This is a genomic window from Ruegeria sp. C9, from assembly GCF_056537585.1.
This window is the reverse complement of record NZ_JBQFRU010000004.1, coordinates 65,927-88,137: the sequence shown is the minus strand read 5'-3', so window position 1 is coordinate 88,137 and position 22,211 is coordinate 65,927. Positions and strand designations below refer to the sequence as shown.

The window sequence follows — 22,211 nt, the reverse complement described above, 5'->3', positions numbered from 1 at the left end:
AGGTGCGCCTGTTGCCGGCGGTGGCATTATGCTGTTGCCAATTCGCAATGTTTGGCGCATTTGGACGGCGGAATCTGTGCCTTTGGCAAGAAGGTCTGGCAGAATTACGATAATCAGGTGCAGACGCGCGGAGTTGCACCGGAACCGAAACAGGCGAAGGCATGAGCCTAGGGATCAAAAACGAAAATCACGGCCGCGCACCGCGCATCCTGCTATATAGTCACGACACGTTCGGCCTGGGTCACCTGCGCCGGTCACGCGCGCTGGCTGCGGCCATAACACAAGCCGATCAACGCGCTTCGGCCCTCATATTGACCGGTTCACCCATTGCCGGACGGTTTACTTTTCCGCGTCGGGTTGACCATGTCCGTCTACCCGGGGTCACCAAACGCGCCGACGGCTCGTATGCTTCGCAGACCATCGGCATGGGCATCGATGATGTGACCGAGTTGCGCGCAAGCCTGATCCAGACATCTGTCGAACAGTTCGACCCCGATGTGCTGATCGTCGACAAAGAGCCTACCGGTTTTCGCGGTGAGCTGCTGCCGACGCTTGAGTATCTTGAAAACTCCTGCTCAACCAAATTGGTTCTGGGCCTGCGCGACGTTCTGGATGAGCCCGAAGTACTGGCCGCCGAATGGGAGCGTAAGGACGCGATCACGGCGACTGAACGATTCTATGATGAGATCTGGGTATATGGGTTGCGATCGGTCTACGATCCTACACAAGGCCTTCCCCTCAGCCCGGCGACGCAACAGCGCATTCATTGGACAGGGTATCTACGTCGCGATCTTGGGCCGGTTGGTGAGCCACCAGAACAACCGTATATCCTGATCACCCCTGGTGGTGGCGGGGATGGCAAGGCGATGGTCAATTTGGTGCTGTCCGCATATGAAAAAGACCCAGATCTGTCACCCCGCGCTGTGCTGGTCTATGGGCCCTTCCTGTCAGGCGAACTACGCGAAGATTTTGAAACCCGTGTCGCCGCCCTAAATGGCCGTGTGACCGCCGTTGGCTTTGAATCGCAGATCGAAACGCTGTTCGCGGGCGCTGCCGGTGTGGTCTGCATGGGCGGGTACAATACCTTCTGCGAGGTTTTGTCCTTCGACAAACGCGCCGTCATTGTTCCGCGCACGACGCCGCGGCTGGAGCAATGGATTCGTGCCTCGCGCGCCGAGGATCTGGGTCTGGTACGCATGCTGGATGAAAACCGTGACGGTCTGACGGCGGATGCAATGATCCGCGCGATCCGCGCCTTGCCCCATCAGCCGCTGCCTTCGCAGGCCATTCGCGCAGGGTTGTTGGACGGGCTAAGCTACGTCACTCATCGCATAAACGCGCTGCTAGGCGCGGAACAAGAGCGCGCCACCGGATGACGCGCGAACCCCCCAAGCTGGCGGTGCTGGTCAAAGGCTGGCCGCGCCTGTCCGAGACGTTCATCGCGCAAGAATTGGTGGCCTTGCAGGAGGCAGGGCACAGCTTCGATATCTGGTCGTTGCGCCACCCGACCGATACCAAGCGCCATCCTCTGCACGATCGCTTCAAGGGGCAGGTGCATTACCTGCCGGAATACCTTTATGAAGAGCCTGAGCGGCTGGCGACTGCGCGAGACATTGCAGCTCGTCTGCCCGGATACGCGCAAGCTTACCAGGTCTGGCGGCAAGACCTTCGCCGAGACCCGACTCACAACCGAATTCGCCGGTTTGGTCAGGCCTGCGTATTGGCCGCTGAGCTGCCCGATCAAACGCAGGCGCTGTATGCGCATTTCATGCACACTCCGTCTTCGGTCGCCCGCTATGCGTCTATCATGCGCGGCCTGCCCTGGAGTTTTTCGGCGCATGCCAAAGATATCTGGACCTCACCAGACTGGGAAAAACGGGAAAAGCTGCAACTGGCCTCTCACGGCGCCATCTTCGGGGCAACCTGTACCGCCATTGGTGCCGCACATCTGCGCGAACTGGCTGATGATCCTGCGCGGGTAGAACTGATTTATCATGGGCTGGACCTTTCGCGGTTTCCTGCACCTCCCCAGCAGTGTTCGCGTGCAGAGGATGCACCCTTTCACATGCTGTCGGTCGGGCGTCTTGTCGAAAAGAAGGGCTTTGACCGGCTTCTCCAAGCTTTCGCGCTACTCCCCAGATCGCTGAATTGGCATTGGACCCATATCGGCGGCGGAAATCTGGGCGATGAGTTGAGCGCACAAGCCGATGCCGCAGGGATTTCCGATCAGATCACGTGGATGGGGGCTTGCGATCAACCGGAAGTCATTGCCGAGATGCGCCGCTCTGATCTGTTTGTCCTGCCCAGCAGAATTGCTGCCGACGGCGACCGCGATGGTTTACCCAATGTTTTGATGGAAGCCGCGTCCCAGCGCCTCCCGATCCTGTCAACGCCGGTGTCAGCCATCCCGGAGTTCATTGATTCCGGTGTTCACGGTCAGTTGTCAGCAGATGACCCGACCTCTCTTGCCTCGGCTATTGCGGATCTCGCCAGGAACCCGACCAGAACGGCCGAGATGGCTGAGGCCGCGTATAACCGGTTGATCGCCGACTTCCGGATGGACCCGGGCATACGTCGCTTGTCCGAGCGGCTCAGCGCCTTGTGCGCGGACGGACCCTGATGGCGCGGGTGGCTTTCTATGCACCGATGAAGTCCCCCGACAGTCCCAAGCCCTCGGGTGATCGCGAAATGGCCCGCAACCTGATGCAGGCCCTCGGCGCTGAGGGAGACATTGTCGACTTGGCCTCGCATTTGCGGATTTACGACAAAGCAGGCGACCGCGCGCTTCAGGACGAATTACACCGCAAGGCAACTGCCGAGGCTGCACGACTGGCTGAGGAACTGCCACCTGACACGAACCTGTGGGTGACTTATCACAACTACTACAAGGCCCCCGACCTGCTCGGCCCGGCCGTGAGCCGCGCAAGAGACATCCCGTATGTGCAGCTGGAAAGTACCCGCGCTACCAGCCGGCTTGCAGGCCCATGGGCTGATTTTGCGCAAGCGGCGCACGACGCGTGCGATTCTGCGCAGGTGATTTTTTACCACACTGCCAACGATCTGATTACGTTAGAACGGGAAAGGTTCGGTACGCAGGCGCTCGTCGAGCTGCCTCCGTTTCTTCCCATCACGGAATTACCCCCTGTTTCGACCCGTGATGGGCCGATGCTGACTGTGGGAATGATGCGGTCGGGGGACAAGCTGGCCTCGTACACCATTCTGGCCGACACGCTGGAACATCTGACAGGGGATTGGGCGTTGGACGTGGTAGGCGATGGCCCGGCCCGATTGGAAGTCGAGGCGCTGATGGCGCGGTTCGGACCTCGTGTCCGGTTTCTGGGTCAGCTGGATCGGGACGCGTTGCAGGCCCGGTACCGCCAGGCCTCCTTGTTCGTTTGGCCCGGCGTCAATGAAGCCTATGGAATGGTCTATCTGGAGGCTCAGGCCTGCGGCGTTCCCGTCGCAGCACACGATCGCCCCGGTGTTCGTGATGTGCTGATACCTTCCGATCATCCCGATACCGGATCGGGTGCCAAAGGGTTGGCCGCGCGTATACAGAGGTTTCTGGACCATCCCGACCTGAGCCAGTCTGAGGGCAATCGTGCCCGCGCCTATGTCGCGCACCGCCATCTGATGCCATCCGCCACCGAGCGGTTCTGGACCACTGTGCGCCCCTTGTTGGAGAAAAGTTGATGACCCGTCTCGCCCTTCTGCGCCATGGACACACGGATTGGAATCGCGCGGGTCGCATTCAGGGGCGCAGCGACATCCCGTTGGATACCGACGCGCGGGCTGAACTTGCGGGGTATTGCCTGCCATCGCCGTGGAACGCAGCATCAATCTGGTCCAGCCCGCTAAGCCGCGCGTCTGAAACAGCGCAGTTGGTATCGGATAAAGCGCCCAAAACATCTCAGGCGCTGACCGAGATGAATTGGGGCGATTGGGAGGGACAGCGCGGTGCCGAACTGATCGAAATCCCCGACAGCGGTTATCGCCACATCGAAGACTGGGGCTGGGATTATCGACCACCGGGCGGTGAAAGCCCGGCTGAATTATGGGCAAGGCTTAATCCATGGTTGACCGAGTTGCAGGGAGACAATCTTGCAGTCTGCCACATCGGAATCATGAGGGTAATATTGGCCAAGGCCTGGGGCTGGAATTTTGCCGGCCCCGCGCCGTTTAAGATCAAGCGCAACAGACTGTTTATCGTAAACCTGGACGAAATGCGGCCTGAACCCGAACCGGTTCGATTGATTGCGCGTGAGGTTTGACCATGAAGGTGATGATCGTTGTTACCCATCTGTTAGGGACCGGACACCTTAGCCGGGCCCTTACATTGGGGCGCGCGTTCGCCGAACAGGACCACGAGGTGTTTGTGGTCTCGGGTGGCATGCCTGCGCCTCAGCTTGGCATACGTGGATTATCATTACTGAATTTACCGCCGCTGCGGTCTGATGGCACCGATTTCACCCGCCTGCTTGATCAGAATGGCGCTGTGGCCGACTTGGTCTACTTCGCTGCGCGCACAAACGCCCTGACGCAGGCGGTAAGCAGCTTCGGGCCGCAGGTTCTGATCACCGAGCTTTATCCGTTCGGGCGGCGCTCTTTGGCCGCGGAGTTCAAATCTGCATTGAAAGCCGCACGAGACCTACCTCGGCCACCCGTCATCCTTGGTTCGATCCGTGACATTCTTGCGCCGCCATCGAAGCCCGCAAAGGTAACCCAAACGGATGAGGTTATCGCAGAGTTTTACGACGGCGTTCTGGTCCATTCCGACCCCAAGATCACCGAACTTGAAGTCAGTTGGCCTGTCTCGGATCAACTGGCATCGCGCCTGCATTACACCGGTTTCGTGGCCCCAAGTGCTGCGCCAAGTCATCCGGATGGCATAGGCCAGGGCGAGATATTGGTCAGCGCGGGTGGCGGGTCGGTCGGCCAGCCGATCTTTCAAGCGGCCATCGAGGCCGCCCGAAAGATGCCCAACAGGCACTGGCGCCTGTTGGTGGGCGGGCAGGATGCCAATGCGCGGATCGCCGAGCTTTCGCAAATGGCCGAGGGTTCATCGGTTCTTCTTGAAACCGTCCGCCCTGATTTTCGCCAAATGCTGCCGCTTGCCGCCGCCTCGGTCAGCATGTGCGGTTACAACACCGCCATGGACCTGCTGCAAAGCGGTACCCCGGCGGTTCTGATCCCCTTCGATGATGGCAAAGAGGTTGAGCAATCTTTGCGCGCGCGATCTCTGTCTCAGTTGAACGGGATCGAGGTGCTTAACAGTTCTGACCTGACCGCCGGCTCGCTGGCCAATGCGCTGGAGCATGTCATTTCGAGTGTTGAACGCCCCCCGATGACCGAAGGGTTTGATGGCGCGCGCCGGTCAGTGGATATTGCAGTGAGCTTGTACGAGGCCAGCCGATGAGGCCTGATTGGCGCCCCTTGCAGTCAGAGTTGCGGCGCTGGCAGGATGCAGGATTGACCCTGCCCTTGTGGTGGCGTGATGACGATGCAGTTGCAGTGACACCACAGATAGAAAAGCTATCGGCCATGTCAGACGAGCTCGGCCTGCCAGTCCATCTGGCGGTAATCCCGCGTGAGGCGCAGACGGTACTTGCAGAGTATGTGTCAGATCAGTCTGTTTTGATCCCGGTTGTGCATGGCTGGGCGCATCAGAACCACGCGCCTGCAGACGAGAAGAAAGCCGAATTTCGCCTGCACCGGCCCCTTGAAGCGGTAGTTGCAGATGCCGAGGCTGGATTGTCCCGGCTGCGAGGTTTGTTCGGTGACAACTTGCGTCCGATGTTTGTGCCCCCGTGGAATCGGATCGACTCCAAAGTCGCCATGCAGCTTCACGGGCTGGGCTATCGGATACTGTCGACGGCGACCCCCCGGAAGATACCGCTCGCGGCGCCTGGCCTCGCGCAGATAAACACACATCTCGATCCAATCGACTGGCGCGGGACGCGCGGTTTAATCGACCCTGACAGACTGATCGCACAGACAGTTGAGCTGCTGCATGACCGACGCACCGGTCGCGCAGACAATGCCGAAGCATTTGGGGTGTTGACGCATCATCTGGTCCATGATCAGGACATCTGGACGTTTACACAGGATCTGTTGCACAGGCTGCTTGATGGACCGGGCACACCCTGGACCGCACCACGCAACTAAACCGCAAGGAGAGCCCGAATGAGCCGACTGGATTCCATGCTGCGCCGCCTGACGGCGCAACGCGATGGGCTGAACTGGGCCGCCGCACAGATCGGCACCATGGAAGGGGACGTTCTGGACCTGGGGCTAGGTAACGGACGTACCTATGATCATCTGCGTGAGATCCTGCCCTCTCGGCGTATATGGGTGATGGATCGCGTCTTGCAGTGTCATCCCGACTGCACGCCACCGGCACAGGATTTCCTGCAGGGAGAGGCCGAGCCGATGTTGCGTAAACTGGCGGACGCAGGCCAAACAATCGCGCTGGCGCACTACGATTTCGGCCGCGGGATCAAGTCCGAAGATGTTGCGGAAGCGGCACGCCTCAGCCCTCTGATCAAACAGGTCATGCGACCCGGTGGGTTGTTGATTTCAGGGCAACCGTTGGCGGGTTTTGCGCAGATTGAAGGCCCCACGACCATCGCGCCCGATCGATATCTTTTCTATCGCGCCTGAGCAGGCTTTGATCTGGCGGGTTTATATGTTGAATTTATCGATCAGATTCACCGCAGTCAGGCCTATGCATTGACGCGAGTCGAAGGTATACGCCACCGCAACAGCACACCCACATGAGGCCAGTCATGAGCTTTGACCGTTCCATCAAGATCGCTCCCTCGATCCTGTCAGCCGATTTCGCAAATTTCGGACAGGAGATTCAGGCCATCGAAGCGCAAGGGGCGGATTGGGTTCATGTAGACGTGATGGACGGCCACTTTGTCCCAAACCTCACTTTTGGTCCCCCAGCGGTCAAAGCGTTTCGTCCACATGTTAAGACCGTCATGGATGTGCATTTGATGATCACTCCGGTCGATCCTTATATTCAAGCCTATGCCGATGCCGGGGCTGATGTGCTGACCGCGCATGTCGAGGCGGGGCCGCATTCGCACCGCACGCTGCAGGCGATACGCGCTGCTGGAATGAAAGCAGGAATCGCGTTGAATCCCGGGACGCCTGCCGAGGCCGTCGAACATCTGTTGGACCTGACTGATCTGGTGTGCGTCATGACCGTCAACCCCGGCTTCGGGGGTCAAAAATTCATCGACATGACCGCAAAGGTTAGGCGCCTGCGCGAGATGATCGGTGACCGTCCTGTGCATATCGAAATCGATGGCGGCGTTGATCCTAAAACAGCGCCTCTGGTGGCCGCTGCAGGCGCTGACGTGTTGGTCGCCGGATCAGCAGTTTTTAAAGGCGGGTCAGTTTCAAACCTGTCGGTCTATGGCGACAATATTCGCGCTGTGCGGACTGCTGCCGAAGGTGCACTGGGTTAACAACAAACCCTCCCGCCAGTCGTCGACGTTTCTTACGAAACGCCTCCTCCTGTTGGGCCCGGCATCGCGCTTTGCGCGATGCCGGGCCCAAGGCGGCTAGCAATATTGGCGCAGCCAATGTTGCGCAGGCGCGGGAGCCTTTGCCCCGAGACTTCAGGCATCTTTGTTGAGATCATCAAAGCAGCGGTTCTCGGCCACCAGTTGTTCAAGCAGGGGTGCAGGTTGCCAGAAAAAGGCATCTTCTTCAGCCCACTTGCGAATATCGTTGAATACGCCCGGCAAACCCTGCAAATCTGCCCATTTCAGCGGCCCACCCCAGTAGCGCGGAAAACCGTAGCCATAGAGCAGCGTAACGTCCACATCCAGCGGTCTACGCGCGATGCCGTCGCCTACCACCTTCGCCGCCTCATTCACCATCGCGACCATATAGCGACGTATGATCTCCTCATCCGTAAACGCGCGTGGAGTTATGTTCTGGGCCGCACGCTCGGCTTCGATTAATGATGTCAGCTCGGGGTTCGGCTCTCCACCCCGCTTGCCATTTTCATATATGTAATAGCCCTTGCCGGTTTTTTGGCCGAAATGTCCGGCCTCGCACAGCTTGTCGGCATAGAAACTGTCGCGAACGCGTGGATCCTGGCCTGCCGCCCGTTTCCGCTTGCGCGCCGCCCAGCTAATGTCCAATCCGGCCAAGTCTGACACTGCATAGGGGCCCATCGCAAATCCAAACCCGGTCAGCGCAGCATCGATCTGGAATGGGCTCGCCCCATCCAGCACCATGTGATCAGCACAGTTCCGATATGTGCCCAAAATCCGATTACCTATGAACCCGTCGCACACGCCTGCCCGAACGGCCACCTTGCCCAACCTCTTGCCCAACGCGAAACCCGTTGCCACAACTTCGGGCGCGGTGTGATCCGCCACCACGATCTCAAGCAGTTTCATCACATGTGCTGGGGAGAAGAAATGCAGACCGATGACATCCCGTGACCTTTCGGTCGATCCGGCAATTTCGTTGATATCAAGGTATGAGGTATTGGTCGCCAATACCGCACCGCTTTTGCAGACCGCATCCAGTTGCGCAAAAACCTTTTTCTTCACTGCCATGTCCTCGAACACGGCTTCGATCACCAGATCGACGCCACTCAGTGCGTCATAGTCCGTGGCCAGGGTCAGCCGGTTCTGCAGAATATCATCATGTTTGTCCTGGCTCAGCTTTCCACGCCTCACGGCGCCAGCCAGATTTGCCGCGATACGATCTTTAGCGGACCGCGCTGCCTCGTGTGACATCTCAAGCAGCACGACAGGAAGCCCCGCCAGCAGAACTGAGGTGGCAATCCCAGCGCCCATCGTGCCGCCGCCGATGACGCCGACCTGTTGCAGGTCCCGCGGCTCGACCCCATTCAACTCGGGCAATTTTGCAACCGCACGTTCCGCAAAGAATGCGTGGATTAACCCTTTGCGCTGATCCGAGCCCATCAGGTCCATGAACAATTCCCGTTCGCGAGCCAAACCGGATGCAAAATCCTCGGCCTCGCAACTGGCTTGTATTGCCCGCACTGCTATCGCAGGCGACAATTGGCCCCGGGCCTTCTTCAGCACCGCGTTATAGGCCGCATCAAAATCGATTGGGGCGGGCCGGGCCATATCGCAAACAGGGCGCCGAGCTGCATCAGTTGCAAGCAGCTCTCTGACATAGGCCAGGCCGATCTCGCGCGGATCACCATCCTGAACTCTGTCCAGCACACCCATCTCAAGCGCTTCTGGAGCTCGGACGTGCCGCCCCGTCGTGATCATGTCCAATGCAGCCTCGACTCCGGCAACACGCGGCAAGCGCTGGGTGCCGCCAGCGCCAGGAATGATACCAAGATTAACCTCGGGCAACCCCACCTTCGCAGACGGCACGGCAACGCGATAATGACAGGATAAAGCAACCTCAAGCCCACCACCAAGCGCGGTTCCATGCAACGCAGAAACCACCAGCAAGGGCGACGCCTCAATCCGATCACAGAGTGCGGGCAGCCACGGATCCTGTGGCGGCTTGCCAAACTCGCGAATATCTGCGCCTGCGAAATAAGTCCGCCCCTCACCATAGATCAAAACCGCGCGCGCGCCCTCTGTTTCGGCGCGTTCGATCGCCGACAACAAACCCCGGCGCACATCCACGCCCAGCGCGTTAACGGGTGGGTTCTCAGCCGACAAAACGGCGATATCGCCCACTTTCTCATACCCGATGACTTGGGTCATATGATCGTGCCTCCTCAGACGAAATGCGATGCCAGTAGTAAATCGGGGAATCCCCGGACACGGCGCGATCAAAGACTGGCCCGGTCTGCGTTCGTATTCAACTATATTTTCGACCGATCGTTCGGTTTATTTGATTTTCTCGGATTTAGTACCATAATCACGCGGTTCATGCCCGGAACCAACCTTTTACGTTGCGGTAGAACTTGCTTCGCGACCTCAGACCAACGAAGCGTAAAGATCTGCAGTGCTTGGTCTGAACTCGCACGGAACCCGAGGGCGCGATCCAAATGGAAACGCAGCTAACAGGGCCTTAGCACTTGTTTGGGAAGTTCTGGTAGCGGAGGAGCCTATCCGATTTCTCGTGTGTAAGACCTGAAGCATACGTAACAGCTTTTTGTTACAGGGTTTTTCTGATCCATGGTTGCCGGAGCCCCAAGGAAACTTGGGTGCTGCATCACCTCCATTTGTGGGGGTCAATGTGGGGCCGGTGATGATGGAGTATGCACATGAGTAAATTGACAGACCCGAAGATAAAAGCAGCCAAACCGGGCGCGAAGAAGATCAAGATGGCCGACGGGAACGGCCTGACACTGATCGTCCACCCGAAGGGAAGCAAGACGTGGGTTCTGCGCTATCGCGTACACGGCAAAGCCAAGGAAATGACGCTGGGCACGTACCCTGCGACAACCTTGAAAGAGGCACGTGAGCGCGCTTTGGAGCAGAGAAGTATCCTTCAAGACGGCAAGGACCCGGTCCGCGAGGAAGCTCGCGAAAAGGTGCGTGAGCAGTTGGTGGCCAATGATCTATTCGAGACCATTGCAAAGGCTTTCATCAGCAAGCGCACCAAGTGGAGCGACGGCCATCGCGACCGGTTCGTTCATAGGATGGAAAAGGACGTCTACCCGGTGATGGGTGCGATGCGGGCCAAGGATATCCAGCCCCTCGACATTATGCAGGTCGCCAACGCCATAATGGACCGCAAAAGCGCCGAGGATGATCGCGCCCGTATCGACACGGCCAAGCGCGTTGTCGGCATGATCGGTCAGGTCTTGGCCTTTGCCGCTGTTAATGAACTGACGCCCCATCTGATCGATACTAAGAAAATGGTCAGCGTGATGGAGGACACGCCCGCTCCGAAACACCGCGATGCGATCCTCGATCCGCACCGGATGGGCGAGTTCCTGCGTGACCTCTACGCTTGGCCGCACGACAGTATGGCCGTGCCTCTGTTGAAGATGTTGTCTATGACAGCGCAACGACCCATCGAGGTGCGGCACATGCGCTGGTCTGATCTCGATATGGATAAGCGTGTCTGGTTCAACCCGGTCAGTAAGATCGGTGCTGTGCTAGCAGTTCCGATCACCGATCAGATGGCGATGTTGCTGCAGGAGATGCGGATCATCAACGGCAATCGCGACTACGTGTTTGCCTCCGAGGGCAACAAGCCAATGTCCAACGTGTTGCCGTCCAAGATGATCCACACGCTGGGCTATAAGGGCATTATGAGCGCCCATGGGTTTCGGGCCTGCATCCGAACGATGGGTGTTGAGGACCTGAAATTCAGCAGCGAATGGGTGGAAGCACAACTAAGCCATCGGTCAAAGGAAGCACACGGTAGGAGCTATGACAGGACCAAGCTGTTGGACGAGCGCCGCCAGATGATGGCGACATGGTGCGGCTGGCTTGATCGTCTGCGTATGCAAGACGAAAATGTTGTTGCTCTGAAATCTGGCTCAGTCTAGCGTATTGATCATGTACCGCGCTCGCTGGTTAGGGCTGTATCGAACGGGTCTGTTATGACCGCCTACGGGCATACGGCTTAAGGCAAAGCTATAGAGCATGTTCGCTGCGCGGAGCGGGCTTCGACCATCAGGGGTCGGGGTCCGTTTTTTTATGACCTTGATCCCCGGAAGAGAGGGATCAGTCCGTGAAGACCAAATCCAAGACAACTAAGGATGCGGCATTGCGCAATGGCACCAAACGCCCTGTGATGCCCATCCCACCAGATCAATTTCCACATACGGGCATGGTGTCGCTGCGCGAACTATCCAGCCACAACGATCAGAAGGGCTTCTTTCCTATGTCTCCGGACAAGTGGATGAAGCTGGTGGATGAAGGAACCGCGCCACCGCCGGTAAAGCTGGGTCGCCAGTACCACTGGCACGCGCTGCATGTTCGTGCCGTCGCTGCGGGTCTGAATTGGCGTGAAGTGGACTTGGGGCTGCCGCCTATGAAATCGGACACCAAAACCATTGCAGCTGCGGTGGCAATGGCCGCAACCGGATCAGAACCATGACCCGGAAAGAGGGCCAGCAAGGCATTGGAAACGCAATTGTCTTATCGCACGGCGTCTTGTCGCAAGACTGTGAGAAGCGTTGTGTTTTTTGGAACAGGTCTTCCTCAGGGCCGACTTCACAGAGCCAAAAAAATGGGGGGCTGCGGAGTGAGTAGGCCTTCCAATCATGCCGGATTCCTATCCGCCATTTTCCACGCCGCCCAAGAGGGTGAAACAGGGTGTATTGCAACGGTACATACCAAGGCTGACGGAACAATCAGCTTCCCGGCTTATGCGTGGCCAAAGTACACAGCGCAGGATTTCCACACTCACTACGGCGTTGGCCTCCACCAACCGCGCGATCCTAAGGAGTTCAAAAAAACAGGCCTTAGTAAATTCAAACGGACGAAGGACACATGGAAAGGTATGGCGGCTCTGGTCCTGGACGATATTGGCGAGCAGAAGCAAGGTATTAAGATCGGCGTACCCGATTTGGAGCCAAGTTTCATTGTCGAGACCAAGCCTGGTTCTCAGCAGTGGGGCTATATCCTTGATGCACCTTTGCGCGATTACCGCAAAGCCCAATTGATATTGGCAGCCACCCGGCTCGTGAAATTCAACGACGCCTTCGGTCAGAACCCGGCCCGCCTTGTCAGGCTCCCCGGCTCCTGCCCGCCTGGAAAGAAGCACAATGCCATGCTGGTCAAATGGACCGGCAAGCACTTCACCCCCGATGAATTAATCATAGGCCTCAAGCTCGACCTGAAGGCGGCGAAGGAGATGACCAAAAACACAGGTCATACGCCACTGACACAGGACGATGCGGCCCCGTTCAATATGGGCGACGATCCTGTCCTCGAATGGCTGGACCATCAGGGGCTCATTCTGGGGGACCGCGGCGAGGACGGCTGGATCGACATGATCTGCCCGTGGCATCACGAACATACGAACGGGATTGTCGTGGGCACTGGCTACCGGCCACCCATGAGCACTGACCCCTACCGCTCGTTCCATTGCTTCCACCGCTGCTCAGGCGTCGAGTACATGCGGAACACGAATGTGTTCCTGCAGTGGGTCAGAGAGAACGGCGGGCCGGATGTAGAGTGTCTGGATGACGCGGCACTACGCGAGCGTAAAGAGGCCAACAAGGCCGCACGCAAAGGCGTCCCCAGAGGCGCGACCGATCCGGTCCTTATGCGGCACGTAAAGGCAGCGCGCGGGGCCACCAGCAAAGACGTTCGGGCCGGGCATCTGAATTCGGTCATCTGGCTGCTGTGCGATGATGGTTGGGGCGATGCAGAGATCATCCGCCTCCTGATCAATGCCGGGTTGGAAGGTCCGGACATCCTCAAAACTACAAACTGGGCTCTCGGCCAAATCGACACAATCCGGGTCAAGCAGGATCGGGCCAAGGCAAGGCAGGATGAACGGGCAGAAAAGAAGCCACTGACCGACGATGAGCGATGGGCACGGTTCCAGCGTTCCTTCATATCTCTCACCAACTCCGAGCAAGAACAGGCACGGGACTGGATCAAAGGAGAGTTGGAGTGAACCAACAATTGCACGCGCTCGATGGCGGTCGAGAAGATAATCGCGGTCTCCGGTTCGAGGACATCAAGGAGTACCGGGAGGTCGCCATTCGCATACTGGATGAGTTCTATAAACGGGGAGGCATCCCTATCTTGCGCCACTGGCAGGGGGAGTTCTGGCGCTACCGTAGCGGCCTATGGACCGCAGTTGAAGAGGTGCAGAAAGGCAAGGACGAAATCTTCCATGAGGTCCACCGGCTCCTCAGCAACTCGACAAGAGTGAACCGCAACCGAGATGGGTCTGTTTCCCGCGTATCCGTCAAACCCAACACACCACTGGTCAATGAAATCTACTGCGCCCTATCGGGGCTAGTCCGCTACCACGGCACCGACATGGCGTGGATATTCCAAGACGGACCAGAGGACGTCTACGCCTGCCTCAACGGCCTCGTGAACATCGAAACCAACGAGATCATCGAAAATACGCCTCGCTTCTTCAACACCAGGCAACTGAACGCAAACTTCAATCCGGACTGGATGGATGATGACGATGTTTGGGAAGAAGCGTGGAACAACAGCAAATCAGCCGCATTCTTTGCGCAATTGTTCGAGGAAGACCCTGACCAAACCGACCTCCTGCAGGAAATTGTCGGGTACATTCTGTTCGGCGACAACGAGCAAGAAAAGATATTCCAGATCATTGGCCTTAAGCGCAGTGGCAAAGGCTCCATTAACAACATGCTCAAGTTCCTGCTCGGCTCAGCTGCGTGTGCGCCTTCCACCAAGTCGCTGGAAGGTGACTTTGCTCTGGAAGGCCTGAACAACATGCGCATGGCCACTCTCACCGACGCGCGGATCGACCGACACACGAATTTTGGCGCACTGGCAGAAACCCTTCTGGCAATCTCCGGGGGAGACCCGCGCGACATCAACAGGAAAGGGCGCACATTTCTCCGTGGCGTGCACCTGATGGTCCGGTTCTTCATCCTGTCAAATTCGCTCGCGGGATTCCGGGATAATGACGGCGTCCTTGCGGATCGCATGATTTACCTGAAGACCAGCGGCTCGTTCTTTGGGCGCGAAGACCCATCCGTGAAAAAGAACCTGAAATTGGAGGCGGACATATGGCTCGCTTGGGCCGCGCGTGGATATCTGCAACTGCAGGCCCGAGGTCACTTTAAACTGACCCAAACGCACCGCGTCCTACGAAGCAAGTCACGCGCCAAGATGGCACCGATCAAGACGTTTCTGGACGACTTTATTGAGATGGATCCAAACGGATATATCCCCGTGGACGATCTCTACTATGTCTTCCGGAACTGGATCGACGCCATAGGCATTTCGAAGTGGGAAAAGAGCCGAATGATCTCCTCCGTTCACGACATGTTGGAGGGGGCCACACGCAAGTCGAGGCCGGTTCATGAACGTGAAATGAAAGACGGAAGCACCAATAAACGGCGCGAACGAGCCGTCGCAGGTATCTCTTGGAAGGAGGGGAAAGCCCCCACGCAAGACCAATTGGCCGAATATCGGGAGTTCGCTGACGAGGAGGATAGAGACGATGACTAGCCTTTGGGTTGATAATCAGCCTGGTGATGCAGTCGTAGGCGGTATTTCGTCCGTCTTGTCCGGGTTGTCCCAAAATCTAATGCGTGAAGGGGATAAATACACGCGCATGTATAAGGGTAAACGTTCAAGGCGGACATCCCGGACCAAGGGGTTTTGACCGTGAAACCGAGTGAGATTGCCGCGTTGCAGGATGCTGATCAGGTGTACTGCGCACGCCGGGCTTGCCAAGGCGGAAGAGGGACCGAAGGACACGTAAGACGACAACAGTTGTCCCTGCGTATGGCCCAGTTATCTCGAAGCGAGGACGGCGATCCCGAGGCGTATGAGGCTTTGGCCGAAAAGATATTGAATTGGAAATGAAGAGTTTCCAGCCAGTGAACCATGCAATCTGCTTACACAGAGATATTGCTGATAACAGATTGCCCACTTATTGGCTGCAGTGTTTCTATGCCGACTTCTGCACCTCTATTCTTCAGCGTTCGAACGTCTGGTTTGACGTCCCACTGACTGCTTATGCTGGAACCAGACGTTGGTTTGAACAGGACCTACGTCTGCCTTGCGGACTTTGCAGACATCCGCAGAATTGTTCCAAACGACCGCAGTCAGCCCAAAGCAGACTTTGATCTTAGGTTACGACAGCTTAATTCAGGCAGCTCTAAGCCTTGGTGGCGATATTTCGACAAGGATCTTCGCGATTGGTTAGCAAACGCTCAATGGGGCAAGAATGTAGACCTCGACGAGTATTACATCTAACGTGATTTTCGCGGAGGGCTGACGGTGAAGCGAAAACTTGCGGCGATATTGGCAGCCGATGTCGTCGGCTTTTCACGCCTAATGGGACGCGATGAAGAAAAAACGCTACAACGCCTAAACACTTTACTTTCTGATTTGGTTCAACCCCAAATACGCGAATTCAAGGGGCGAATAGTCAAGCTAATGGGCGATGGTCTGTTGGCCGAATTCATCAGTGTGGTCGATGCAGCAGAATGTGCTGTTGCCATTCAACGCGCCATGATTGGACGGGAATCGGACGTCCCAGACGAACAACGCATTCAATTGCGGATCGGGATCCATTTGGGAGATGTGATTTCCGAAGGCTCCGATATTTTTGGGGAAGGCGTCAACGTGGCCGCAAGATTGGAAGCAATCGCGGAACCTGGAGGCGTCTGCGTTTCCGAGGATGTATACCGTCAAATCAAAGGAAAGGTCTCCGGAAGTTTCAAGGATCTGGGGGAGCAAGACCTCAAAAACATTGAACACAAGACCGGCGCCTACAGCATCGATCTCGATCCGGCGCGCCTATCACCTGAGTTTTACGAAGTTCTGACAGGCGAGCGGTTAGAGTTGCCAGACCAACCTTCAATCGCTGTCCTGCCATTTCAAAATATGTCAGGCGATCCAGAACAGGAATACTTCGCGGACGGGATTACCGAAGACATCATCACCGCCTTATCGCAAGTAAATGGCCTCATCGTGATGGCGCGCAATTCGTCCTTTACCTACAAAGGAATGTCCGTCGACGTAAGACAGGTCGGAAGGGAATTGGGTGTTCGTTTCGTCCTTGAAGGTAGTGTTCGAAAGGTCGGGCAGCGCGTTCGCATCACTGGTCAACTTATTGAATGCCAAACCGGCTCACATTTGTGGGCCGACCGTTATGACCGTCAGATTGAAGATGTTTTTGCAGTTCAGGATGAAATCACACGTGAAATATCCGTCTCATTGGCAGTTAGTCTAACGCACGGGCACGAACTCAGACTATGGGCAGAACAAGCACCCAACCTTGAGGCGTGGGAAGTTATGATGCGAGGCCTCAGTGAACAATACAAGTTTACAAGAGAAGGGAACCTCGCCGCTATTCAACTATTTCGGCAGGCAATCGAACTTGACCCTGGGTATTCGTCCTTCAGAACTGGCCTCGGCTGGGCGTTGCAAGTCGGTGCCCGCCTTGGGTTTCATCAAGATCCGAAGGCGTCAACTGACGAGGCCCAGTCTATCTGCGACGAATTGTTAGCGATAAAAAATGCCCCGGCTGATGTCTATGCGCTGAAAGGGTATATTTTCACACACCAATCTCGTTTTGATGAAGCCAAAGCCTTCTGCAAAAAAGCTATCGAACGGCAACCCAGTGTCTCGCTTTCTCATGCTATGCTGGCAATTGCGTATAATAGTTGTGGCGAATTTGAGGAAAGCCTGAACAGCATGCGAAAAGCCATTCGGCTGTCGCCCTACAGCCCGGACTGGTATTTTAGCCAATTGGGGGATGCTTATCGCGGGTTAGGTCAGCTGGAGCAAGCAAGAACAGTTTACCGGCACCTGGAAACCCGCCTGCCTGACAGCTTGTTGTGCCAAGTGCGTTTGGCGGCTATTCACGCGGATTTTGGTGACACTGAAAATGCCAAAAAAGCAGTAGACTCGGTTCTTTCAATCGATCCGCAATTTTCGGTTCAAAACTACACTGCCAATACCGCCTACCAGACTGAAGAACTGCGTAAGTTCTGGGCGGATGCAATGCTAAAAGCGGGTCTACCAAAATAGCGTCGCAGTATTGCATTGACGCATTCATTCGCTGGCCTTCGGCAAACGAAGCTGGCAGCTACGTCGACGATATTTTTCACGTCTCGGATCTATACACCACGCTTGCTCGCATTGGGCCTGTCCGCCGAACTTTGCAAAGTCCGGTTTCTGCGCATTGCTGTCCTTGGAGCATCGCGCGGCATCGGTCAAAACGGGCTCGATGCGGACATTCAGTTAATAACGCCCAATGTCTGCAATGCGGACATAGCTGCCATCCACTTAGGACAAGGCAATGACCGCTCGCAGTCCAAAGAGGGCACCAAAATGTACTGCGCTAAGTAGGCTCGCGCACAAAACGCGAAGCTGGACTCAGGCAATTTCTTTGAAATCACAATTGATTTTGCAGCGAATGGCTCGGCAAAAACGCAAAAGATCCAGTGTCAAATTTTGATTCAGCTGCTTTTCTCAATAGTGTTGGAAAGCAGAAAATTATTGATCGCAAGTCGCCAATCATAAGGGTCAAGGTTGCAGAATGAAACTCTCGTATCTCCTTCACGGTCACGTAACCCATCAACTTTACTGGCGATCACATTGCGCTTCGCGGCAAGCGCTTCGTCCAGCACAAGTCCATAAGCTTCCCAACGCGAGGGAATCGCAATGATATCGACGGCTTGATAAGCCTCTGCTGGATCTTTGGCATGACCCCTAAATTCAATGCGCGGGTCACCCTCTGCCAACGCCTCAAGGTATGAACGCTGACTGCCTTCGCCAAAGATCAACAAGCGCGCCTCCGGCGTTCGGGTTGACCGAAAACCCTGGATCAGGATGTCGAACCCTTTCTGCTGTTCCAAACGCCCGATGGCACCAATTGTGGTCTTTGACTTGGGAGGCATAGTGTTGCGCGACAACTGCTCAAGATCAACGGTCGGAGGAATGACAGCCAGTTTTTCCGAAGTAGCCAGGCGTCGTTCCTTCATCCAGTCCGACTGCGCGTGGCTGACCGCGACCACCTGATCAAAGAAGGAATAGATCACTCGCAGCATCGCAAAAAACCGACGTTTTTGTGGGACATTCAGAGTGGTGAATGCCCGGGTGTAGCTGTGTTCGACATGGACCAGTCGAGTGTCCAGATGCATTGCGCGAAGGGCCGAGAACGCGGGCAGGCTTCTCCAGCTTGGTACGACGTGGGACATGATGACATCCGCATTCAGTTTGCCCCAAGAAAACGCGGTCCGTTTGACCTTCAACACTTTTTGCTCGACCGCGCCGGACAGATCTGATTGCGCCAAGAGATGGTCGAGCATCCGCATCACGCCGCCCGCTGTGGTGTCGTCTACCAAGTGGAGGATCTTTTTCTGTTCCATGATGACGCCTCTTTCAGATCGATTGCAGTTTGGATTTCATTTGTGCCACCCGGGTGATCGGGCCGGGTCCAAACGTTTTCAACGCAAGGGCTGCGGCGTAAGTGCTGAACGATTTCATAGGTTCCTCCAACACCGGGCGGAGGCTTTCCTGGACGCTTCGCGTAAACAACTCCCAAGCTGTGTCCCGGTCGAGGTTGGTGATCGCTCGGCGCGCCAGATAGCGCAGCTGATAGGCGCGAGCCGAGGGTTCGTGCCGGGCGAAGAATTCAGGGTTCAGCGGGCGCAGCTTCGCAACCATCCGCTCCCAAGCCTCTAACTGGCGATCCAAAGCCGCCGAAAGCCCGCCTGCATTGATCCGGTAGTGGGTCAGCAGCCCCGGAACACCTTCGATCTGCCAATCGGTCTTCAACATCAGCCGCATCCAGCATTCGATATCTTCGGACTGCCTGAAGGTCTCATCAAAGACCCAATCCCGCTCGGTCTCAAAACTCGGGCGGTATGCCAAAGCCTCCAGCACCGTCTTTCGAATAACGGCCGCCGATCCGTTGCCGATCGGGTTGCGGTTCAGAACATGTGCTGCGGTCACATTCTTCAGGCGGGGTACTTGTTTGATCCCCATCATGCACCCCGCCTCGTCGATCAAGGCACTGCCGGAGTAGCTAACCCCCACATCCGGTTCGGCCTTGAGATGGTGAATATGAGCCGCCAGCTTTTCGGGCATCCACAGATCGTCGGCGTCGCAAAAGCCGACGAATGCACCACGCGCGGCAGCGATGCCGGTATTTCTGGCCCCCGCCAGCCCACGGTTGGCTTGCTGGACAAGTTGGACGCGCGGGTCGCCTTGGTGCGCGCGGGCAATCTCGGCGGTCGCGTTTTGCGATCCATCGTCGACGATGATGATTTCGAAATCTTCATAGGTTTGCGCCAGCAGTGAGGCGAGCGTTTCGGCCAAGGTTGCTTCGGCGTTGTAGGCGGGTACGACGATGGATGCTGTGGGCATGGTGATCTCCTTCAGAATTCTCATGAAAACAACGCGCGTTTGATCGCTTGCGGCAGGATCGGGGCCAGCGCGGCCCCTGCGGCGGTAGGCAGTCCTCGGCGCAGGGGCAGCAGGAAACTGCGCGCATGCAGGCCCAGGCCGTTGCGTGTGTAAGACAGCGCCTGACCCTGATGCCCCAACCGCAACGCCCGGCGGGCGAGATAGCGCAGATAGACGGCCTCGGACGACCGCGACGGGGACACGCCATATGATGCGGCTGATTTGACCGCGTAGGCCCGCCCAGCGCGCATTGCGTTCAAGTCCGCGGACAAGCCCCCGGCGCTGGTGCGATACCAGACCTGAAACTGATCAACCCCTTTGATGGTGAACCCTTCGCCTGCGAGGCGGATCAGCAGTTCTAGGTCTTCGTTGTGTACCGTTCTCGTGTCCAACCCGCCGACCGCGTTGAAGACCTCACGGCGGATCGAAAGGTTGGACATGGTGCAGACCGGGTTCTCAGCCAACAGGTCCGGAATGGTCAGGAGTGCGTCAGGAACGGTCGAGAGTGTCTGAGAATCTCCGGGCTGATCGGCGAAGAACCGAATTTGCCCAAAAACTGCATCCGTCGAGGCGGGTTGGAAGGCTTCGTCTAGCTGCGCCAGCTTGTCCTTGTGCCACAGATCATCCGCGTCGCAGAACGCTAGTATGTCTCCCTTGGCCAGCTCGGCCCCATAGTTGCGGGCGGCACTTGGGCCATCGAAGGGGCTGCTAGCGACCCGGATACGGGGGTCTTGCGCGATGTGATCTAGTACGATGGACAAGCAGGCGCTTGAGGGACGGTCGCCAACGCAGATCGCCTCCCAATCCTTGAAGCTTTGCGCGCGAATGCTGGTCAGCGTGTCGGCAATTGTATCCGCATCGGTGTGAAACGGTACGATGATGGTAAAGCGGGTCATTGGAAGCCGAGCCTTTCTGTTGTTTTATGATCCCGAGGCAACAGCACCCAAGAGGCCGTCAGCATCAGCGCAGCACTGGTCAGAAGGTATCCGATCGCCACTGGCATCAGCCCGAATGGGGCCATGATCGCGGTGTTGAGGATCAGTGCGAAAGCCAAGACCGCGCTGACCCGCAGTTCGGTGATCGCGCGGTTTTCGGACCGCAGCCAGCCGGCCACTGCGGACCAGATGACGCTGGGCAATGCGGCAAGGCACAAGACCGAAACCACCGGTGAAATCTGTTGCCACTCGGCCCCCAGCAGCAGCGGCACATAGACCGGTGCAAGGGCGGCTTGCAGCAAAACCAGCGGGCTCAGCACCAGGAGGGACGTGCCGAGCCCGTGACGCAACGCCTTGGTTTTGTCCGGGGCTGCGCAGAGATGTGGGAAAAGAACGACTGAAAAGGCCTGCGTAAACGATGTCGCCAAGCCGAGCCCAGCGTTGAAAGCCATGAAGTAGATGCCAAGGCTCTCAGCCCCCAGCATCGCGCCGACGACAAGCTTGTCGGCCTGCATACGCAGAACTTTGACGATCTCGACCCCCAGAACGGCCCAGCCGAACCCAACAAAGGGGCGAAGGGCGGTAAACCCTTGTTTGGTGTCAGATGTCCAGGGACGCAGGTGGCGCATCAGGACCAACCAGATCGGAGCAGCCAGCAATCGGGGCAACACCAAAGCCAGCGGCGAGGCCCAGAGCAACGCCAATAACCCCGCCATGATATTCGCACCAACCACCTGCCCTCCGGCAATGGCGGCGGTCTGTTGCAGCTTGCCCTCACGCATCGCAAGCGCGGCCTGCACCAGGCCAGCGGGCATGAACAGGTACTCTCCTGCCAGTATGGCCAGCAACAGCGCCAACGACTCGTGCCCCATCGAGTAGAGAAACGCAGCGATAGCCAGTTGCAGCACAAACAGCGCCCCGCACCAGACCCAGAAAATACGATGCGCGGTGTTGCAGCGTTGTTCCAACTCGGCCTGCGGAGCTTGGATGATCCTCTGCCCCACACCGTTTTCGGTCAGCGCCTTGAGGATATCCCCCGCCGCTAGGGCAGCAGCAGCCAGACCGATTGCCTCGGGGCTGAGGCTGCGGGCCACGACGACGACGACCACAAGACGCGAGGCTTTGGCCGCCACTTCGGACGCCGCATAAGCCAGCAAGTGCCGCAAGAAACCGGAATGTGCCAATCGTTGGGTCATGTCGCCAAATGTCCAAAAACAGTGTTGGGATCAGTTCTAATTGGCCGCGACATCCCTGTCCCAGACGC

The 22,211-nt window shown here is 57.2% G+C and carries 18 protein-coding genes; 13 read left to right on the top strand and 5 right to left on the bottom strand.

Annotation, left to right across the window (positions count from 1 at the left end):
* The first annotated feature begins 161 nt into the window (after positions 1–161).
* From ACR0NE_RS11600 to rpe, 8 genes are all read left to right on the top strand, one after another.
* The gene (locus tag ACR0NE_RS11600; RefSeq protein WP_170596924.1) at positions 162–1,376 is read left to right on the top strand and encodes a glycosyltransferase family protein; all 1,215 of its coding nucleotides are present in this window, start codon (positions 162–164) and stop codon (positions 1,374–1,376) included.
* A complete protein-coding gene (locus ACR0NE_RS11595; RefSeq protein ID WP_170596923.1) occupies positions 1,373–2,620 on the top strand; it encodes a glycosyltransferase family 4 protein in 1,248 nt (415 codons plus the stop codon). The genes ACR0NE_RS11600 and ACR0NE_RS11595 overlap by 4 nt, the downstream gene beginning before the upstream one ends.
* Complete coding sequence (locus ACR0NE_RS11590) at positions 2,620–3,693, top strand: glycosyltransferase (protein ID WP_170596922.1); 1,074 nt, start codon at positions 2,620–2,622, stop codon at positions 3,691–3,693. Before ACR0NE_RS11595 ends, ACR0NE_RS11590 begins: the two co-directional genes overlap by 1 nt.
* Positions 3,693–4,271: a histidine phosphatase family protein gene (locus ACR0NE_RS11585; RefSeq protein WP_170511252.1), complete on the top strand. Its 579-nt coding sequence runs from the start codon at positions 3,693–3,695 to the stop codon at positions 4,269–4,271. Before ACR0NE_RS11590 ends, ACR0NE_RS11585 begins: the two co-directional genes overlap by 1 nt.
* Positions 4,272–4,273: 2 nt before the next feature.
* Positions 4,274–5,416 carry a glycosyltransferase gene (locus ACR0NE_RS11580; RefSeq protein WP_170511250.1) on the top strand — a complete coding sequence of 381 codons (1,143 nt, stop codon included), beginning with the start codon at positions 4,274–4,276 and terminating at the stop codon, positions 5,414–5,416.
* Entirely contained in the window at positions 5,413–6,165 is a 753-nt protein-coding gene (locus tag ACR0NE_RS11575; RefSeq protein WP_170596921.1) for a polysaccharide deacetylase family protein, read from the top strand. Before ACR0NE_RS11580 ends, ACR0NE_RS11575 begins: the two co-directional genes overlap by 4 nt.
* Before the next feature lie 18 nt (positions 6,166–6,183).
* Positions 6,184–6,660, top strand: coding sequence for a class I SAM-dependent methyltransferase (locus ACR0NE_RS11570; RefSeq protein WP_170596920.1), 477 nt, complete (start codon positions 6,184–6,186; stop codon positions 6,658–6,660).
* Between the two features lie 125 nt (positions 6,661–6,785).
* Positions 6,786–7,475 carry a ribulose-phosphate 3-epimerase gene (gene rpe / locus ACR0NE_RS11565; protein WP_170404649.1) on the top strand — a complete coding sequence of 230 codons (690 nt, stop codon included), beginning with the start codon at positions 6,786–6,788 and terminating at the stop codon, positions 7,473–7,475.
* A gap of 153 nt (positions 7,476–7,628) precedes the next feature.
* Here rpe and ACR0NE_RS11560 read toward each other — a convergent pair whose 3' ends face one another.
* Entirely contained in the window at positions 7,629–9,722 is a 2,094-nt protein-coding gene (locus ACR0NE_RS11560) for a 3-hydroxyacyl-CoA dehydrogenase NAD-binding domain-containing protein (protein WP_170596919.1), read from the bottom strand.
* A gap of 506 nt (positions 9,723–10,228) precedes the next feature.
* Here ACR0NE_RS11560 and ACR0NE_RS11555 point away from each other — a divergent pair.
* From ACR0NE_RS11555 to ACR0NE_RS11535, 5 genes are all read left to right on the top strand, one after another.
* Positions 10,229–11,464 carry an integrase arm-type DNA-binding domain-containing protein gene (locus ACR0NE_RS11555; protein ID WP_170596918.1) on the top strand — a complete coding sequence of 412 codons (1,236 nt, stop codon included), beginning with the start codon at positions 10,229–10,231 and terminating at the stop codon, positions 11,462–11,464.
* A 185-nt stretch (positions 11,465–11,649) separates the two neighbouring features.
* Positions 11,650–12,018, top strand: a complete 369-nt coding sequence (locus ACR0NE_RS11550; protein WP_170596917.1) for a hypothetical protein — start codon at positions 11,650–11,652, stop codon at positions 12,016–12,018.
* Between the two features lie 147 nt (positions 12,019–12,165).
* On the top strand, positions 12,166–13,548 hold the full coding sequence (locus ACR0NE_RS11545; RefSeq protein WP_170596916.1) for a hypothetical protein: 1,383 nt from the start codon (positions 12,166–12,168) through the stop codon (positions 13,546–13,548).
* Complete coding sequence (locus tag ACR0NE_RS11540; protein ID WP_170596915.1) at positions 13,545–15,095, top strand: DUF5906 domain-containing protein; 1,551 nt, start codon at positions 13,545–13,547, stop codon at positions 15,093–15,095. The genes ACR0NE_RS11545 and ACR0NE_RS11540 overlap by 4 nt, the downstream gene beginning before the upstream one ends.
* A 777-nt stretch (positions 15,096–15,872) precedes the next feature.
* Positions 15,873–17,630, top strand: coding sequence for an adenylate/guanylate cyclase domain-containing protein (locus ACR0NE_RS11535; protein WP_170596914.1), 1,758 nt, complete (start codon positions 15,873–15,875; stop codon positions 17,628–17,630).
* A gap of 431 nt (positions 17,631–18,061) precedes the next feature.
* Here ACR0NE_RS11535 and ACR0NE_RS11530 read toward each other — a convergent pair whose 3' ends face one another.
* Genes ACR0NE_RS11530 through ACR0NE_RS11515 form a run of 4 tightly spaced genes read right to left on the bottom strand, consistent with a single transcriptional unit; the run spans position 18,062 to position 22,143 of the window.
* Complete coding sequence (locus ACR0NE_RS11530) at positions 18,062–18,973, bottom strand: glycosyltransferase family 4 protein (RefSeq protein WP_170596913.1); 912 nt, start codon at positions 18,971–18,973, stop codon at positions 18,062–18,064.
* A 13-nt stretch (positions 18,974–18,986) separates the two neighbouring features.
* The gene (locus tag ACR0NE_RS11525; RefSeq protein WP_170596912.1) at positions 18,987–19,973 is read right to left on the bottom strand and encodes a glycosyltransferase family 2 protein; all 987 of its coding nucleotides are present in this window, start codon (positions 19,971–19,973) and stop codon (positions 18,987–18,989) included.
* 20 nt (positions 19,974–19,993) lie between these two features.
* Positions 19,994–20,908, bottom strand: coding sequence for a glycosyltransferase (locus tag ACR0NE_RS11520; protein ID WP_170596911.1), 915 nt, complete (start codon positions 20,906–20,908; stop codon positions 19,994–19,996).
* Positions 20,905–22,143, bottom strand: a complete 1,239-nt coding sequence (locus tag ACR0NE_RS11515; RefSeq protein WP_170596910.1) for an oligosaccharide flippase family protein — start codon at positions 22,141–22,143, stop codon at positions 20,905–20,907. The genes ACR0NE_RS11520 and ACR0NE_RS11515 overlap by 4 nt, the downstream gene beginning before the upstream one ends.
* Between the last annotated feature and the right edge of the window lie 68 nt (positions 22,144–22,211).